General features: G+C 42.9%; 12 protein-coding genes. 6 read left to right on the top strand and 6 right to left on the bottom strand.

Annotated elements, in window-relative coordinates:
- Positions 1-14: 14 nt before the first annotated feature.
- Together RTP55_RS02920 and RTP55_RS02915 are read right to left on the bottom strand one after the other, a co-directional pair.
- Entirely contained in the window at positions 15-1,952 is a 1,938-nt protein-coding gene (locus RTP55_RS02920; protein ID WP_312384084.1) for a TonB-dependent receptor domain-containing protein, read from the bottom strand.
- A gap of 161 nt (positions 1,953-2,113) precedes the next feature.
- Entirely contained in the window at positions 2,114-2,602 is a 489-nt protein-coding gene (locus tag RTP55_RS02915; RefSeq protein WP_312384083.1) for a hypothetical protein, read from the bottom strand.
- A gap of 342 nt (positions 2,603-2,944) precedes the next feature.
- Here RTP55_RS02915 and recJ point away from each other — a divergent pair, with 342 nt between their 5' ends.
- The 4 genes from recJ to RTP55_RS02895 all read left to right on the top strand — a co-directional run bounded on the left by recJ (position 2,945) and on the right by RTP55_RS02895 (position 9,809).
- Positions 2,945-4,723 carry a single-stranded-DNA-specific exonuclease RecJ gene (gene recJ, locus RTP55_RS02910; protein WP_312384081.1) on the top strand — a complete coding sequence of 593 codons (1,779 nt, stop codon included), beginning with the start codon at positions 2,945-2,947 and terminating at the stop codon, positions 4,721-4,723.
- A 247-nt stretch (positions 4,724-4,970) separates the two neighbouring features.
- A complete protein-coding gene (locus RTP55_RS02905; RefSeq protein WP_312384080.1) occupies positions 4,971-6,071 on the top strand; it encodes a helix-turn-helix transcriptional regulator in 1,101 nt (366 codons plus the stop codon).
- 52 nt (positions 6,072-6,123) lie between these two features.
- Entirely contained in the window at positions 6,124-7,188 is a 1,065-nt protein-coding gene (locus RTP55_RS02900) for a TerD family protein (RefSeq protein ID WP_312384076.1), read from the top strand.
- A gap of 383 nt (positions 7,189-7,571) precedes the next feature.
- Positions 7,572-9,809 (top strand): NADP-dependent isocitrate dehydrogenase, encoded by a 2,238-nt coding sequence (locus tag RTP55_RS02895; protein WP_312384075.1) that lies wholly within the window; start codon positions 7,572-7,574, stop codon positions 9,807-9,809.
- Positions 9,810-9,918: 109 nt separating this feature from the next.
- Here the strand turns inward: RTP55_RS02895 and RTP55_RS02890 are convergent, their stop codons facing one another.
- Positions 9,919-11,268, bottom strand: coding sequence for an adenylate/guanylate cyclase domain-containing protein (locus RTP55_RS02890; protein WP_312384072.1), 1,350 nt, complete (start codon positions 11,266-11,268; stop codon positions 9,919-9,921).
- Positions 11,269-11,306: 38 nt separating this feature from the next.
- Entirely contained in the window at positions 11,307-11,744 is a 438-nt protein-coding gene (locus RTP55_RS02885; protein WP_101963546.1) for an HIT domain-containing protein, read from the bottom strand.
- Positions 11,745-11,972: 228 nt separating this feature from the next.
- On the opposite strand from RTP55_RS02885, the gene RTP55_RS02880 reads away from it, so the two are divergent.
- Positions 11,973-13,736: a mechanosensitive ion channel family protein gene (locus RTP55_RS02880; RefSeq protein ID WP_312384067.1), complete on the top strand. Its 1,764-nt coding sequence runs from the start codon at positions 11,973-11,975 to the stop codon at positions 13,734-13,736.
- Here the strand turns inward: RTP55_RS02880 and RTP55_RS02875 are convergent.
- The gene (locus RTP55_RS02875) at positions 13,733-13,903 is read right to left on the bottom strand and encodes a hypothetical protein (protein ID WP_309596048.1); all 171 of its coding nucleotides are present in this window, start codon (positions 13,901-13,903) and stop codon (positions 13,733-13,735) included. The genes RTP55_RS02880 and RTP55_RS02875 overlap by 4 nt on opposite strands.
- 196 nt (positions 13,904-14,099) lie before the next feature.
- Positions 14,100-16,388: a class 1a ribonucleoside-diphosphate reductase subunit alpha gene (gene nrdA / locus RTP55_RS02870; RefSeq protein ID WP_312384065.1), complete on the bottom strand. Its 2,289-nt coding sequence runs from the start codon at positions 16,386-16,388 to the stop codon at positions 14,100-14,102.
- A 534-nt stretch (positions 16,389-16,922) separates the two neighbouring features.
- Here nrdA and RTP55_RS02865 point away from each other — a divergent pair.
- Positions 16,923-17,411 carry a MaoC/PaaZ C-terminal domain-containing protein gene (locus RTP55_RS02865; RefSeq protein ID WP_312384063.1) on the top strand — a complete coding sequence of 163 codons (489 nt, stop codon included), beginning with the start codon at positions 16,923-16,925 and terminating at the stop codon, positions 17,409-17,411.
- The last annotated feature ends 109 nt before the right edge of the window (positions 17,412-17,520 follow it).

Below are 17,520 nucleotides of genomic sequence, written 5' to 3'. Positions count from 1 at the left end.
GTAGCTATAAAAATTTAGAACCATTGGTAGGTTAGTGAGACGAATGAATTAATGCCTTTTTGGCGGTAGCCATAAACGGTCTCATAATCTTTATCTGTGAGATTATTAAGACGACTGCTAATGGTTAGGTTGGGACTGACATAATAATTCCCAGTCAGGTTCAACAAGGTGTAGCTGTCTAGAGTTTGTGAATTGTTGGCATCACGATAACGCTCTCCGACGTATTGTACCTCCGTTCGAATGTCATATTTTGGCTGTTGATAGCCTAGGTAAACAATACCTTTGTTTTTGGGTTGATAAATTAATTCTTTGCCCGTTTTTTTATCTTCAGTATCTAGATAATCATAACCTAGACCAAATAAAGTATTATTTAACTGCCAGTCACTGGTTAACGAAATACCGTTAATATCCGCTTTATCTATATTTTGCATTTGACCTGCATAAGTAAGTGGGTCGGTGGTTACCCAAGCTAATTTATCGGTAAATTTAGATTGGTAGGCTGTTACGCGTGTGTGTTGATGATGATTGCTGTTTTCAATAAAGATTTCTGCATTTTTGCTGGTTTCAGGTTTTAAGTTGGGATTTTCTGAGCCTGGCCAATACAAATCGTTGAATGTGGGGGCACGAAAATTGGTTGCGTATGATGCACCAATGCGAGTGTTGGGGCTAAGACGATACGCACCGCCCACATTGTAGGTGGTCTTGCTATCAAATTGTGAGTTATCATCGTGACGCACATTTAATTGCACATCATATTTATCTTGAGCGAGCTGATATCCCAAAAACTCACTGTTGATAGTGCGGTGAGTCACGTCATAATCATTAGAGCTATCAACTTCTTGTTTTAAATTCTCATAACCACCGATAAGCTTACCGAGTGGCAACTGATAGCCAAGCTGTATGGTTACTTGTTTCTGAGTCGTATTGATTACATCGTCTAGGCGACCTGTTTGCCAATCTGCACCATCATACGTGGTAGATTTATCATAACTTTGACCATATTTAATATTTGCAGACAGTTTATCTTGTTGATAATCGGCAAAAGCTGAGACAGCCGCGTTTTTTTGGTCAGCATACGCGTTTGGCACTTCTGAACCACTATCAATATCTGTAGTGGATTTTGCAAATAATCCTGTTGCTCCAATTTCAACATTGTCATTGACTTTATGCTTGGCGACCAAACTTGCGTTTTTGGACTCAAAACCGTCTTTGTCAGCATGATGTATGCCGAACTGAGCGTAAGGTTTCGTCGCGTCAATGCCATTGGTCTTTTCATAACCCGTAGAAAGGCTTAAAGTCGTTGCAGAATTAACCAGTTGTCCTGTAATTTGCCCTTTATAGCTGTTTTCTGTGCCGCCGCCAACAGTCAATGCGACATTAGACTGTTGGGCGTTTTGACCTTTAGTAAAGACTTGAATCACGCCGCCCATCGCATCTGAGCCATAAAGACTTGAGCCAGAAGCACCATAAACTATTTCTATTCTATCGATTTGGTCGACTGGTAACAGCGATAATGCTGCTCCACCTGCGGTTGCAGAGCTGTAACGAATCCCATCGATTAATACTAAGACTTGACTATTGGAGTAACCACGCAATCTGACACCACTGCTCGCACCATCCCCACCATTTTGAGTAACATATATGCCACCTTGTCCACGAAGTACATCTATCACGCTTTGACCGCGATAACGTTGCAATTGTTCTTCATCAATCACAGTGGTTTGGGCGATGGTATTCTTGACAAGCGTCGGCGTTTTGGTTGCCGTGGTGGTAAAAGTAAGGCTCGGCAAAGTCGTTTCAGCTTCGCCAATAGCAGCTTCGCTAGTCGCTGCATGAGCGCTAACACCAGTCATGGACATGCCAATAATCACCAAAACGCTTTGCGTCATTGGATGGATATTAAAAAATGGCTTTTTGATAAAACGAGGTGATGTCTGACAGGTATAACGCATAACTTGACCCAAAAAAATAGTTTAAAGATACATTGTAGAAAAATATCGTTACATAAGCTATTACTTTGGGTTGGTTATTTCTCATCAAAGCTTGAGGATTTTTCAATAAAAAACCCCTTTAGCAACTAAAGGGGTTTTGATAAAAGCCTTCGTATCAACAGTTAGCTGGCTTGTTGCTGTAATTTTTTAGCTTTTTGGTAGCATTCATTGATGTGATTTTCAGCAATTTTTTTAAACATCAAATAACCGATGGTACCTGCCACTAATTGACCGCCAAATGGTACAAATTTGGTGACTTGCTTGGCGATAATACGGCTACCAAAGCCTTGGAAAGTTTTTTTGGCGATACTGCGCGACACCACTAGCCCTGCAAAATCAACCGCTTTATCTTTTAGTTGGTTGATTTGCGTGCCGTTGTTCAAATCTACCGCTGCTTGGGCGGGTTCAATTAAACCAAATTTAGCGGAGATTTCAGGTAGCAATTTTGATAATAGACCTGCGTCAACCGCAACGTCTAGCAACGGCACTGGGACAACTGCGGCTACGGCAGACATTTTAGCTTTACTTTTAATCATCGCCTCGCATTCGCGTTTGATTTTTTCTAAGTCAAGTTTTGGGTCAATGGTTTTGGTCAAATTTTCTGCTGACATAATTTTTCCTTCTAAAAAATTTCAATTATCAATAGTAAAGGTAGTATTGCAAAACGCTTGCAACAAGAGATGATTATTCATTAATGGTTGGTGATACTGTTTCATTAATGGTAAGTGAGGACTCTTTGGTTTGATTATAACTGAGTGTAAACGTATCAATAAGCATCTTTTTGCAAAAAAATGCTAATGGTTTGTAGTGGCATTATTACGATATGCAAAACGCACAAATAGCTACGGAAGCTGATGAGATGTTTTTCACCGTTTCGCTGTTGTAATTTTGCCTATTCAGTCTCATTATGCTAGTTTGTTCTCTCTACTTTATTTGACAACCATGATAAATTTATGTTGACTGTGACTCCCCGTTTTAGTGCGACCCATATTGACGAGATTCCCCGCGATTTACAGCCCTTGGCGCAGACATCGATGACATTAGCCCGCGTTTTGGCTGGGCGGGGCGTGCAAGATGTGGCAAATTTAGACACCGCCTTCAATAAGATGTTACCTGCAAATTCGTTGACAGGCATTACCAAGGCCGTGGCGCTACTTGATAAGGCGATTGATACGCAGCAAAAAATACTGATTGTGGGTGATTTTGACTGCGATGGCGCGACCAGCACGGCACTGATGGTAAGGGTGTTACGTGAAATGGGCGCGAAGGTTGAGTTTTTGGTGCCCGATCGTTTTAAGTACGGTTATGGACTGACGCCAGAAATTGTTGCGCTAGGTATTGAAACCTATCATCCTGATGTCATTGTCACGGTTGATAATGGTATCTCTAGCCATGCGGGGGTCGAACTTGCCAAAGCCGAAGGGCTAACGGTGATTATTACCGATCACCACTTGACGACGCAGGCGACACCAAACGCCGATGCCGTGGTCAATCCCAATCAGCTGGGCTGTGATTTTGCTAGTAAATCATTGGTAGGGGTTGGGGTGGCATTTTATGTGCTAGGCAATCTTGCCAAAGTCAGACGCCAAGCCAACAAATCCACCACCCAAGTGAGTCGCTATATTGATTTGGTGGCACTTGGCACGGTGGCGGATGTGGGCGTATTAGACCAAAATAATCGCATTTTGGTGCACCAAGGTATCCAAGCCATCAAGCAAGGTCGTTGCTGTGTGGGTATTTTGGCGTTGTTGGAGCAGGCGAGTCGGCAGGCAGCCGACATTACGGCTCAAGATTTTGGTTTTATTTTAGGACCCCGCATCAACGCCGCAGGCCGTATGGATAGTATGCGGATTGGCATTGACTGCTTACTGACCGATGATTGGGGGGAGGCACAGCGGCTTGCGCATCAGCTCGATAAACTCAATCAAGAGCGCCGCCAAGTCGAGCAGGGCATGCGACAACAAGCCGATAGTGTGTTGAGGACGCTTGAGAATCCATCTGAGCAAAGCGCTGTAAATCAAGTAACGCACCGCAAACGCAGTATTATTTTGTATCAAGATGAGTGGCACCAAGGGGTGATTGGTATCGTCGCAGGCAGATTAAAAGAAAGCTACCATGTGCCCGCTATCGTGTTTGCCCCTGCTGATACAGCATTGATTGAAGATGACGATGCTATCAAAGGTTCCGCACGCTCTATTGAAGGCATTCATATCCGTGATGCCATTGAATCAGTCGCGCAAACCTACCCCGAACTCATTAGCCACTTTGGTGGGCATGCGATGGCGGCAGGCCTGACCATCAAACGGAAAAACTTTGAGCCATTTTGTAAAGCGTTTGATGAGGTAATTGCAGCGGTGGCTGATGAGGTATTTGCAGAGACGTTATATAGCGATGGCGAATTGACAGCCGGTGAATTCACGGTTGATTTTATAGATAGCTTGCAGACGTTGGCTATTTGGGGACATGGGTTTGTGGCACCGATATTTGATGGGGTGTTTGTGGTGCAAGATTATCGGGTGTTAAAAGAGCGTCATTTAAAATTATGGTTGTCGTATCCCGATGTGCCTTTTACTATCGAAGCGATTTGGTTTAATGTTGACTTTGACGCGATAGCTTTGTCTGCTATCAATCGCAGTGTGTCAAAAGTGCATTTACTCTATGAGCTTGAGAAAAATTTATTTAATGGACAAACTAAATTGCAGCTAAGGGTAAAAAAGGGTGTACTCCTCTAGACAAGCGTTTTTGCTGATTCATACACAATCTGATAACCATAACACCCAATAAAGATGATAAACGACATAAAATGACATGTTAATATAATTTATCACCTATACCGCGCTAAATTTTGATAAATTATGCAGGTATCAAGGTGTTAATTTTTTAAAGCTTGATAAAGCTTTGGCGCTTAGCTGGCTATTATTTATTATTAACCGCTTGCCTTTTAACTATCTGTCTTTTACCTGCGTATGGAGAATTGCCATGAGTAAATCGCTTGCCAACAATGCAACCGCAACGACGGCTCGGCAATGGCAAATCCTCTCACAGCTGGATCGCAAACGTTGGCTCGGTACCACCCATATCAAAGAACAGCTTGATTTGATGGGGTTTGATATCAGTTTGCGAACCATTCAGCGAGATTTAAACGCCTTGGCAACGCGTTTTCCGATTGAAAAAAATAACACCAATCCACAAGGTTGGCGCTGGCGAGAAGATGCACCGATGCAAAGCTTGCCGCACATGAATTTGTCGCAAGCGGTGGCGTTTAGTATGATGCGCCATAATTTGACCCAGCTATTACCGCCGGCTATTTTGGATGAATTAATTCCGTGGTTTGATCTAGCGAATAGACAACTCAAAGAAAGCAAAGTAGTAAACACTTGGCTTGATAGAGTGCGTATCCTGTCAGCCAATCAACCGCTCATCCCGCCATCGGTCAATCCAGCCGCCAAAGACGCTGTGTATGACGCATTGTTTCAAAATAAAAAACTCATCGCCTGTTATAAAGCGCGCGGGCGCGAGGAGGCGCAAAAATACACTTTAAATCCGCTAGCCATTGTGCAGCGTGGCGTGGTGATTTACTTGATTGCCTCGCGAACTGACAGAGCGTCTGACGATGTGCGTCAATTTGCTTTGCACCGTTTTGAAAGTGCGGAAGTGAGCGCAAGCGACGCGCAAACCCCGAAAGATTTTAATTTAGACAATTATATCAATACAGGCGCGATGGGGTTTAATTACCCGTTGTTCCAAAAACTCATGCCTGACAGCGAAAAAAACAACCACGAGCCCCCCATACAGCAAGTGCAGTTACTGTTTCATCCATTATCGGGGGCAAGTTTGCTTGAAAGCCCATTATCAACTGACCAGCAAAGCTGGGAAGATGACGAAGGATTGCATATCACAGCCACAGTGAACATGACGTCGCAGCTAGTATGGTGGCTACGCGGCTTTGGTAAAGGACTGCGAAAAATCGAGCCTGAGATTTTATCAATCGCCGTCTTTGAGACCCAAACGCCCAATCAGCAACTGCCTAATCGACAAGCGTTCGACCAACAACCCACCGTCCAAACAATAAGCGAATAACTAACAAACGCCCAAGTAAACTAACTACTTTGTCCGATTTTTCGAGAATCTTATGAAACATACTGATAATAACACCCTTGAATCCACTGCCACCGACACCAGCTTGCAGCAGCCTAGTAAGCCAAAAACCACAATTTTATACAGTGATTTGACGGATGATTCACCTATTACCGCTGCCAAATCGCCTGATAATCTGACACCCAGCACTACTACAGAGACCTATCAGATTATTTCGACGCAGTTTGCCGACCCAACGCCAGCACAGACGGTTGAAATACTAGCGCCTGTCAACTCATCCAATTTGACCGATAAAAACAGCAATGACGCGGTAGTGACAAGCACCTCGCCGCTGCACCATTCGCTACACAAAGCGCCAAAAATCAACTCAATGACTGATGACAAGATTCTTCAAAAAAGTCATCAGCTAGCAATCACCCAAGACGATCAACTTGAAGATGATAAAACAGCGTCAGGTATAGCCGTCGAGCATATGGATGTGGTACTCAAGCAGTGGTATTTTACCGTGCAATGGCAGCAAACGCAGATGCCAAAATCAGGGCTTTACAATAAATTTAAAAAACGCACACAAGCCATGGACCTAGACTTATCCTGCTTACTTTGTAACCGATATGGCGAGGTAATCGAAACCGTTTGGTTCAAAAATGTCCGTGATAAAGCGCAATCCGTACGTCATCAAGGCGATGAATTATTGGGCAAAAAGCCATTTAGCGCTATCGATGAACGCAAAGAAGACCCTTATAACAATCAAAGCACCAAGGTCAATGATGCCAACCTCAATCAAGAAAGTATGGTGCTTTTTTTAAGTAAGCTTCCGCCGCAAGTATTTCATGTGGTGATGATTGTGTCATCTTATCACGGCTATGCGCTTAGCAAAGCGAAACAAGCGTCTTGTCAGCTCAGTGATGATGAAGGCAATGTGATTAGTGAATTAGCTTTGGCCAAACTGCCAAGTAATACGAAGGCATTATGGTTTGCCAGTCTGACCCGTTCTGCCGATAGCTGGCGCTACAACAACGAGCAGCAACCTTTAGATAATAACAAGATGGCGCTAATTGAAAAAGAAGTGAGTGAAAAATTGGTACGTACGGCCAGATGATTGGGGGATGTAGTGTAAACTTATTGTTTCTCAGAGGTAAAATAACGAAGCAATTTTAAAGCCAAAATTTTATACATTTGAGGATGTTGCCATCGCATCTGTCAGTGATTGGATGTATTCGTCACTGTGATACTGTGGTACACTATGACAAAAAAAGGGATTGTCTTAATCGATAGGGATACATCGCATCTGCATTATTTTTCTCCTAAATATAGGTATTCCTAGATACATTATTGACTCATTATGCGGTAACCGTATACTTTGCGTTTAAAATGGTCAATCACATTTTATCCCCTAATTAGTAATACTTACTGTGAAATTTCTCACGCTGCTAGATGCATCATCTAGTCTCTCAATTAACATTCATATAAAAGAGGTTCTCTATGGCTAGTGGAAAGTCAAATATTATCTATACTTTAACTGACGAAGCACCGCTACTGGCGACTTATTCACTACTTCCTATTATTGAAACATTTACCAAGCCTGCTGGCGTTGAAATCACTAAAACCGATATTTCCGTTGCCGCGCGTGTATTGGCAGAGTTCTCCGACTACCTGACCCCAGAACAACAAGTGACCGACAATCTTGCTGAGCTTGGTCGGTTGACCCAAGACCCAGACACCAATATTATCAAATTGCCTAATATCAGTGCCTCAGTGGCTCAGCTGCAAGAATGTATTGAAGAGTTACAAGCCAAAGGCTACAACATTCCTAATTACCCAGAAAACCCAACCACAGACGAAGAAAAAGCCATCAAAGCCCGTTATGGTAAATGTTTAGGTTCTGCGGTAAATCCCGTATTACGTGAAGGTAACTCCGATCGCCGTGCACCCGCTGCCGTAAAAAACTATGCCAAAAAACACCCGCATTCAATGGGTGAATGGAAACAATGGTCAAAAACCCACGTCTCTCACATGGAAGAAGGGGACTTTTACCATGGCGAAAAATCAATGACCCTTGATAAAGCGCGTAAAGTCAAAATGGAACTCATCACCAACAGTGGCAAAGCTTTGGTGCTAAAACCTGAAGTTGCCCTACAAGACGGTGAAGTGATTGACTCGATGTTTATGAGCAAAAAAGCCTTAATCGAGTTTTATGAAAAAGAGCTAGAAGATTGCCGCGAAGGTAAAATCCTGTTCTCTCTACACGTCAAAGCCACGATGATGAAAGTATCACATCCTATCGTATTTGGTCACTGCGTGAGAGTGTACTACAAAGATGCATTCGAAAAATGGAACAAAACCTTTGACGAACTAGGTATTAATGTTAACAACGGTATGGCAGGCCTATACGAAAAAATCGAAACCCTACCGACCACTATCCGTGAAGAAATCGTCCGTGACCTGCATGCCTGTCAAGAACATCGCCCCGCGTTGGCAATGGTGGACTCAGCGAAGGGAATCGATAACTTTTATTCGCCAAATGATGTCATTGTAGATGCCTCAATGCCAGCGATGATTCGTAACGGTGGTAAAATGTGGGCAGCGGATGGCAAGCCTTACGACTGTAAAGCGGTGATGCCAGAATCGACCTTTGCCCGTATTTACCAAGAAGTCATCAACTTCTGTAAATGGCATGGCAACTTTGACCCAGCGACCATGGGTACCGTACCAAACGTAGGTTTAATGGCACAAAAAGCGGAAGAATACGGTTCTCACGATAAAACTTTTGAAATCCCAGAGGCAGGCGTTGCCAATATCACTGACATTGAGACAGGCGAAGTACTGATGTCGCAAAATGTTGAAGAAGGCGATATTTGGCGTATGTGTCAAGTCAAAGATGCGCCAATTCGTGACTGGGTAAAACTGGCAGTGACGCGTGCACGTAACTCAGGCATGCCAGCTATCTTCTGGCTTGACCCATACCGCCCACATGAAAATGAACTCATCAAGAAAGTTAAAAAATACTTACAAGAGCATGATACCACAGGGCTAGATATTCAAATCATGTCTCAAGTTCGTGCGATGCGTTATACCCTTGAGCGTGTGGCGCGTGGTTTGGATACCATCTCAGTCACAGGTAACATCTTGCGTGATTACTTAACTGACTTATTCCCAATCCTAGAATTAGGCACGTCAGCCAAAATGCTATCAATTGTCCCATTGATGGAAGGCGGTGGTCTTTACGAAACAGGGGCAGGCGGTTCAGCCCCAAAACATGTCGAGCAGTTGGTTGAAGAAAACCACTTGCGCTGGGATTCACTCGGCGAGATGCTTGCGCTTGCGGTATCTTTAGAAGACTTAGGGATTAAAGAAAACAACCCACGCATAAAATTACTGGCAAAAACCCTAGACTTGGCGACGGGTAAACTGTTGGATAACGACAAATCACCGTCACGCCGTACTGGTGAGTTAGACAACCGTGGCAGCCATTATTATCTAGCCAAATATTGGGCAGAAGAATTGGCGAACCAAGACCAAGATGGCGAGCTTAAGACCAAGTTTGCGCCACTTGCTCAAGCGTTGTCAGAAAATGAAGACAAAATCGTGGCGGAATTAAATGAGGTTCAAGGTCAAGGTGCGGATATTGGCGGTTACTATCAACCAGACCAACAAAAGCTAAGCCAGGTGATGCGCCCAAGTGCGACATTTAACCAAGCATTGGCTTCGTTTGATGCCTAATTCAATAGTATAAAAAAAGCCGAAGCTGAATGCTTCGGCTTTTTTAGTGCCTGGCTTTTTTAGTATCTGTAAATGGTTAAACATAGCTGAGCCAAAACCATCAACATCATTATTTTTGCTTTTCTTCAACTAGCGCCAATGCAGATTTTAGCTGGTTAGTAATATCATTTTTATCATAATTACGAATATCATGAAAATTTAAATGCAAATTAAACCCAGGTAAACTGAAGTCCACCCAATCGGTTTGTTGCATGGATTCGCTTTTGGGTTCAAGCAATTCCCACACATTCATGGCATCTTGAAAGCCTTTAAATTTAAATTGCCCCACGGCTTGGCAATGATGGATATGACCAATTAAATTAAACGTACTTTCACTGATCAAAATTTGATTGTTTTGCGCGGCAGATTCAAGGCGAGAGGCAAAATTGGCTTCTTTTCCAACCACGGTATAAGTCATACGATTGCGGCTGCCAAAATTACCGACATAACAATACCCTGTATTGATACCCATACGTACATGCAGCCCTTCAAAACCGAGTAATCGCCATTGGTGGCGCAGCACTTCCATTTCACGGCGCATCTCAATTGCCATACTGGCACAAGCAATCGCGTTATCACGGTCATTACCACCCACATCACCAAAATAGCACAATAACCCATCCCCCAAAAACTTATCGAGGGTAGCCCCATATTTTTGGCTCACTTGGGTCATACGGTCAAGGTAAGTATTTAAAATATTGGCTAAATGGTCGGGGCTAATATGATCTGACAAATCAGTAAAACCAACAATATCGGAAAAAAAAATAGTTAGCTTGCGCCGTTGATTAATGACTTCAACTTTGGTGTTATTTTTGACAATCGGTTGCCAAATCTGGGGGGGCAGAAAACGGGTTAATTTATTGGTCACATTGACCAAGGTATCAATCCGTGCTTGTTGCTGCGCAAGCATTTGATTTTTTTGGCGTAAGCGAATCACCAGAGAACAAATATGATAACCAACAATTAAGATATCGGTAAATACGATGACAAAATTTAAAATATCTTCTTGTTTGGCGGTCAAACTAATGGCGGGTAATAAAAAATGCGCAGATATCAGACTAAGTAGACCCACTGCTACAGTTAATAATACCAACGAAACAGTATGTTTGGTATCTGAAAAAATCAGACGAATTAAAATTAACAACCATAACGCAAGGCTTGGGATATAGTTAAACTGCAACATACCCGTTGCCAACGCCATCAGGGTTAATACACTTGCCGAAGTAATGTAGTGATGGGGCCGGATAACACTCAAAGCAGTGACAATAACGCCCGCTACCAACAGCAAAATACTGAGCGTATGATAAATAGGCGGTACATCAAGAGAGGTTAAGGTAAGCAATAAAATAAAAAATGCCGCCAGTTCAATGAATTTCGGACGTTTTAGATTGGTCGAAAGACCTTGAATGGATTCACGCAATTTAGTTCGTCTACCTCGTGCCTCGTAGTAAAATTTTTTTAGACGTTCATTTGCCAATCAAATGGCATATCACGATGACCCCGCAGTGCCATCATCAGTGTCTGCTGCATATGGCTTAGTACTTCAGGGGTATAAGGGATGGCTGGATTACCCCAGACTGGATTGGGCCAAGCAATGTCATTTTGGTAGCGCACGATATGATGAAAATGCAATTGCGACACTTGATTGCCAAGCGCGGCGATGTTCATTTTGTCGGCTTGAAAAGTTTTGGCAAGCTGACTTGATAGCCAGCTGGATTCACGTAAAAACTGGGCTTGGTCACTGGCGGATAGTTCGTATAATTCTTTGATACCGGGTACACGCGGAATTAAAATCAACCAAGGAAATTGACAGTCGTTCATCAAGCGGCAAGTAGATAACGGAAATTCGCCCACCAAAAAAGTATCTTTTGCTAGTTGTGGATGTAAATTAAACATAATAACTCAATGCATTTAAAAGTGTTTTTGGAATTTAAAACTGATAAAATCAAATAATTCGCGTATTTTAGCAGTTATACCTACAAGACGAAATACTTTATTCAGAATAAGCGCATTGCAATTTAAGGTTTCTTAAAGCATAAAGCAAGGCCGTTATCATCTAGCCTAACTATTAGCCTAAGTATTAGCCTAGCTATGTCTGAGCGTTTTACAAATTTTGGGAAGTTTATGCAGTTGTCAAAGTCTCTTAACCAATGTCAGCGTCATGCTGATGCACCATCTTTATACCGCCGTTGTTTTATGATGGCATTGTTTGCCTTACTCATGGTTATTACCAGTGTCAAACCGACCACTGTATGGGCGGCTGATAGCAGTAAATCAGCCAGTAGCGCCAGCGGCACAGCAACCCCACAAGATACCTTTGGGCGTGACACCCCGCGCGGTAGCGTGCAAGGCTTTATTCAAGCCTTGGCAAAAAGTGATTGGATGCTCGCTAGCCGTTATGTGGATTTAAGTTCTACCAAAGACCCCAGTGGCACGCTCGAATCTTTAAAATCGGCACTTGATAGCGGCGGACGTATCAACGAGCAGCTACAAATCAGCAATGATCCTACCGGCAATCTCGATGACAAACTAGCGCCCAATCTCGATAAGGTCGGGGAGATCAACAATCCCTCCGCTGACAAAAAGAGTATCGACATCTTAATGCAGCGTGTCAAACAATCTAACGGTACCTATATTTGGCTGATTTCACAACAAACCTTGCGAGAAGTGGCGTCGTTATCACAGGTTACCCAGCCGACACTGGTAGAAAAGTACATTCCCAAACAATGGATTGAGAAAGATATTAAAGGCTATAGTCTTGGGCACATCGGGGCAGTGATTGCGCTCATGATAGCGACTTATCTCGCCTGTCTATTGATTAGCCAAATCTTATACATGATTATCACGCGGATTTATCTAGCGACTCACCCAGATAAAGAAAAACAATTTCCGATTGATGGGCGAGTGGTCGTACCTGCCGCAATGGTGCTAACGGCGCTGATTATCAAAGAAGCCATGATTTTGGTGGGTATCAATTTGGTTGTGCGCAATATGGCGTCCAGCCTTGCCGATATTTTATCTTGGGTATCCATGGTATGGTTGATTTTACGTATTTTGGATTTGATTTTTAAACGTGCAGAAAACTATGCCAGTAATAACCATCATCCAGAGCGGCTATCGGTGCTAAATCTGCTGCGAAAAGTGGTAAAATTGATTTTGATTGCGGTTGCGACCATTGTGATTTTGGGTAATCTAGGCTACGACTTAACCACAGGTATTGCCGCATTGGGGATTGGTGGTGTGGCGTTGGCATTGGGTGCACAAAAAACGATTGAAAACTTGGTGGGCAGCGTATCGGTCGTTGCTGACCAGCCTGTCAATGTGGGCGACTACTGCCGCTTTGGCACACAAGAAGGTACGGTTGAAGACATCGGTATCCGCTCCACCCGTCTGCGCACCACCGATCGCACGGTGGTAACGATTCCCAATGGTAACTTCTCATCTATGAGCATTGAAAATGTCTCTCAGCGCGATATGTTTCATTTTTCGCAAGTGTTCTATATCTCGCGTGATAGCGAAATCAGTGAGATCAAGGAATTTATCGAGCAGACGCAAATTTATATCACCAATCATCCGGACACCAACAGCGTGTGGAATCAAGTGCGTATCTCTGGCACTCAGCAAGACGCGTATCTTGTCGAAGTGAGATGTTATCTCAATGTGAAAGGCGCGATGGATTTTAATCAAAAACAAACTGATATGATTTTAAAAATCGCGGAGATGATGCAAGAAGTGGGGCTCAAAAATGCGTTACCGACCAGCCGTGTAATGATGGGCAAACCGATTGATGTTACCTATTCAAATTTTGCTAATACTGTACCTGTGAAAGATAAAGTAGCGGGGTCAGAAAAACTGGCACAATCGGACAAGCCTGATACCAAGCCTTAGTGACTCATAGTTTTGACATTGGCTTTTGAATTGGACAGGGTGGTGGCAGGTGTGGCATCACCCAAGTCAACATACACAGGAATCGGACTGTCGTATGTTTGCGGCAAAGAAGCACACGAGGTAAGGTTCATGAGTAAAATGGCATAAACAATCAACGGGTTTTTCAAGTTCAAACATCCTATGTAATAAAAATCCATGCAATGAAAATTTCTAGGCTTTTAATAATAAAAACCTAGATATTACGTCAAAAAGATTTAGACAATCAATTTAATGGGTTATGCCATTTTTATTTGTATTTACAAAAGATAAATCACTGAATAAAAAACTAGGGATAATCCATCAGTATTATCCCTAAATACTCTCTTATAAAGTACAAGCGCCGCCAGCACAGCCATTTTCAAGGTCGTCTTGGGCATCATTTGCGCCATCACGGGTGTTATGATAGTACAGCGTCTTAACACCTAATTTGTACGCCATCAACAAGTCTTGAATCATCACCTTCATCGGGACACGGCTATCTTCAAACTTGGTTGGGTCGTAGTTGGTATTCGCTGAGATACTTTGGTCAATGAATTTTTGCATAATCGCCACAAGACTCAAATAACCTTTGTTATTTGGCATTTGCCATAATAGCTCGTATTGATCTTTGAGCTTATCAATCTCAGGCACCACTTGTTTTAAAATACCGTCTTTTGATGCTTTGACAGATACCAGACCGCGAGGTGGCTCAATACCATTAGTTGCGTTAGCAATCTGGCTAGAGGTTTCTGATGGCATCAAGGCGGTCAAGGTTGAGTTACGAAGACCGTGGGTTTTGATATCGTGACGCAGTGCTTCCCAGTCGAGTTGTAGCGGCTCATTACAAATCGCATCAATATCTGCTTTATACGTATCAATCGGTAAAATACCTTGTGAATATGTGGTATCGCCAAATGCAGGACAAGCGCCTTGCTCTTTAGCCAGTTTATTGGATGCCACCAACAAATAATACTGTAAGGCTTCAAAAGTGCGATGGGTTAAACCGAGCGCTGTAGGATCTGAATATTTGGTACCATTTTTGGCAAGATAATAGGCATAGTTGATGACACCAATACCCAGCGTGCGGCGTTTCATAGAGCCATTTTTAGCAGCGATGACAGGGTAGTCTTGGTAGTCAAGCAACGCATCTAGCGCACGCACGATGAGTTCCGCTGGCTCTTTGATGTCTTCTAGTTGGTTGATTTCACCCAAGTTAATGCCTGATAACGTACAAAGGGCGATTTCACCGTTTTCATCATTGATGTTGTCAAGCGGTTGGGTCGGTAGCGCGATTTCCATACATAGGTTGGATTGGCGAATTGGCGCGACACTTGGGTCAAACGGACTGTGGGTGTTGCAATGGTCAACGTTTTGCACATAGATACGACCCGTGCTGGCACGCTCTTGCATCATTAGGCTAAACAACTCTTGCGCTGGCACACTGCGTTTGCGAATAGATTCATCTTGCTCATATTGCTCATATAAACGCTCAAACTCGGCTTGATCGGCAAAAAAAGCATCGTACAAACCTGGCACATCCGATGGTGAAAACAGGGTCACGTTTTGATTTTTAATCAATCGGGTATAGATGGTTTTATTGATTTGTACGCCATAATCCATGTGGCGAACACGGTTATCTTCCACACCGCGGTTGTTTTTGAGCACCAGCAGATTTTCCACTTCCAAATGCCAAATCGGGTAGAACAAGGTCGCTGCACCACCGCGCACGCCGCCTTGTGAGCAGCATTTAACCGCAGTTTGGAATAGTTTGTAAAAAGGAATACAGCCGGTGTGCTGCGCTTCACCGCCACGAATTGGGCTACCTAATGCGCGAATACGACCCGCATTGACACCAATACCGGCACGCTGTGACACATACCGCACGATGGCACTGGTGGTGGCATTGATACTGTCTAAGCTATCATCGCATTCAATAAGTACACATGAGCTAAACTGACGCGATGGGGTACGCACGCCCGACATGATTGGCGTTGGCAGTGAGATTTTAAAAGTAGACGTGGCGTCATAAAAGCGCTTGATATAATCTAATCGCGCCGCCTTGTCATATTGTTTGTCATAACTGGCAAACAGGCACATACCGACGAGCATGTACAAAAATTGTGGGCTTTCAAAGACTTGTTTGCTGACGCGGTCTTGCACCAAGTATTTGCCTTCCATTTGTTTGACGGCGGCATACGCAAAGCTTAAATCACGGTTGTGGTCAATATAGTCATTGAGTATATCAAATTCTTCTTTGCTAAAGTCTTGCAAAATATGCGCATCGTAACGACCTTCTTGGGTCAGTTTGGTGACATGGTCAAACAAATGCGGCGGCTCAAATTGACCAAACGCGATTTTGCGTAAATGAAAAATTGCCAATCGCGCTGCCAAATACTGATAATCAGGCGTTGCCGCAGAAATCAAATCCGCGGCTGATTTAATGATGGTTTCATGGATGCTTTTGGTGGTGATTTTGTCATAAAACTGGATGTGTGAGCTGATTTCTACTTGAGAAACAGACACATTATCAAGCCCTTCTGCTGCCCACTCGATGACTCGGTGAATCTTATCCAAATCAATTTTTTCCAAACGCCCGTCGCGTTTTTGCACGAGGATGTCTTCAGTACGAGTCATAATACGTTCCTTTTTTTACCTGTTTATCAACGTCATATCTGTATGTATTAAAAAGGCGCTGAGTGAGAGGTGGTGAGATAAAAATGTCAAATAAAACAGCTAACCGAAAGTATAGTGAGTGTGTATGCCGCTTTTAACGACCGCTTTTGAGCCAAAGCTACACCACGTATATAGCATCGCAAAGTCATTGCCGTACTATTGCAAGGTTTTGCAAAAAAATACTATATCTAGGGGTTGTTTTATTATTTCGCACAATATAGCCTAAAAAAATTTGTAATTCTAGCTTGTATTTTTTTCAATTTTTTGCCTATTTTTCTGCAAAAATCCTAGACGCTTGATTTTATTAGCAGTTCATCAAGTCAAGCAAAAAGATAAAAAATTTGTAATTGTTAAAGTCAGATGGATTCATGAATGCGTAGTCATTGTCATAAAAATTTGAAAAATTTATGCTATAGTCAAACTATAGTCAAACCATTAAAACGATTTTGCAATCGTGGTTTTTTATGAAATCAATCAACAAAAAAAGGACGGACAATGACAACTTTTAGTAATTTTACCTATGATGAATTAACTATCGGGCAAACTGCCAGCATGACCCGCCAAGTGACCGCAGATGATGTCAAAGCATTTGCGCTTGTTACCCATGACTACAACCCAGCGCATCTCGATAATGAGTATGCCGAGCAGAGCCAGTTTAAAGGTGTGATTGCGCATGGTATGTGGACAGCAGGTCTATTATCAGCCTTGATTGGTACCAAATTTCCAGGATTGGGGACAATTTATCTGGACCAAAGTTTGTCTTTCCGTCGTCCTGTGCATATCGATGATACCTTAACCGCGACCTTGACGGTGAAAAGTAAAGACGATAGCAAAAAATGGGTGGTGTTAGATTGCCAAGTGACTAATCAAGAGGGTAAAGCGGTAGTGACAGGCGAAGCACAAGTAATTCCCCCTACTGAAAAAAGCAGCCGTGAAGCGGTAAAATTAGACGATTTTACCCTGCGTCAAACCTTCACAGAATAATCAGCCGGTATAGAGTAGACAACATAGAAGTGTTGCAGTTATTGATGACAATTATTTGCTACAATAAAGCCAAGAGATTCTTTGGCTTTTTTTATAATTTTTTGATAGC

This window comes from Moraxella sp. CTOTU47579 (assembly GCF_032004885.1).
Taxonomy (GTDB): Bacteria; Pseudomonadota; Gammaproteobacteria; order Pseudomonadales; family Moraxellaceae; genus Faucicola; species Faucicola tetraodonis.
The sequence above is the reverse complement of the archived record's forward strand: the minus strand, read 5'-3'. Positions and strand labels throughout refer to the sequence as shown.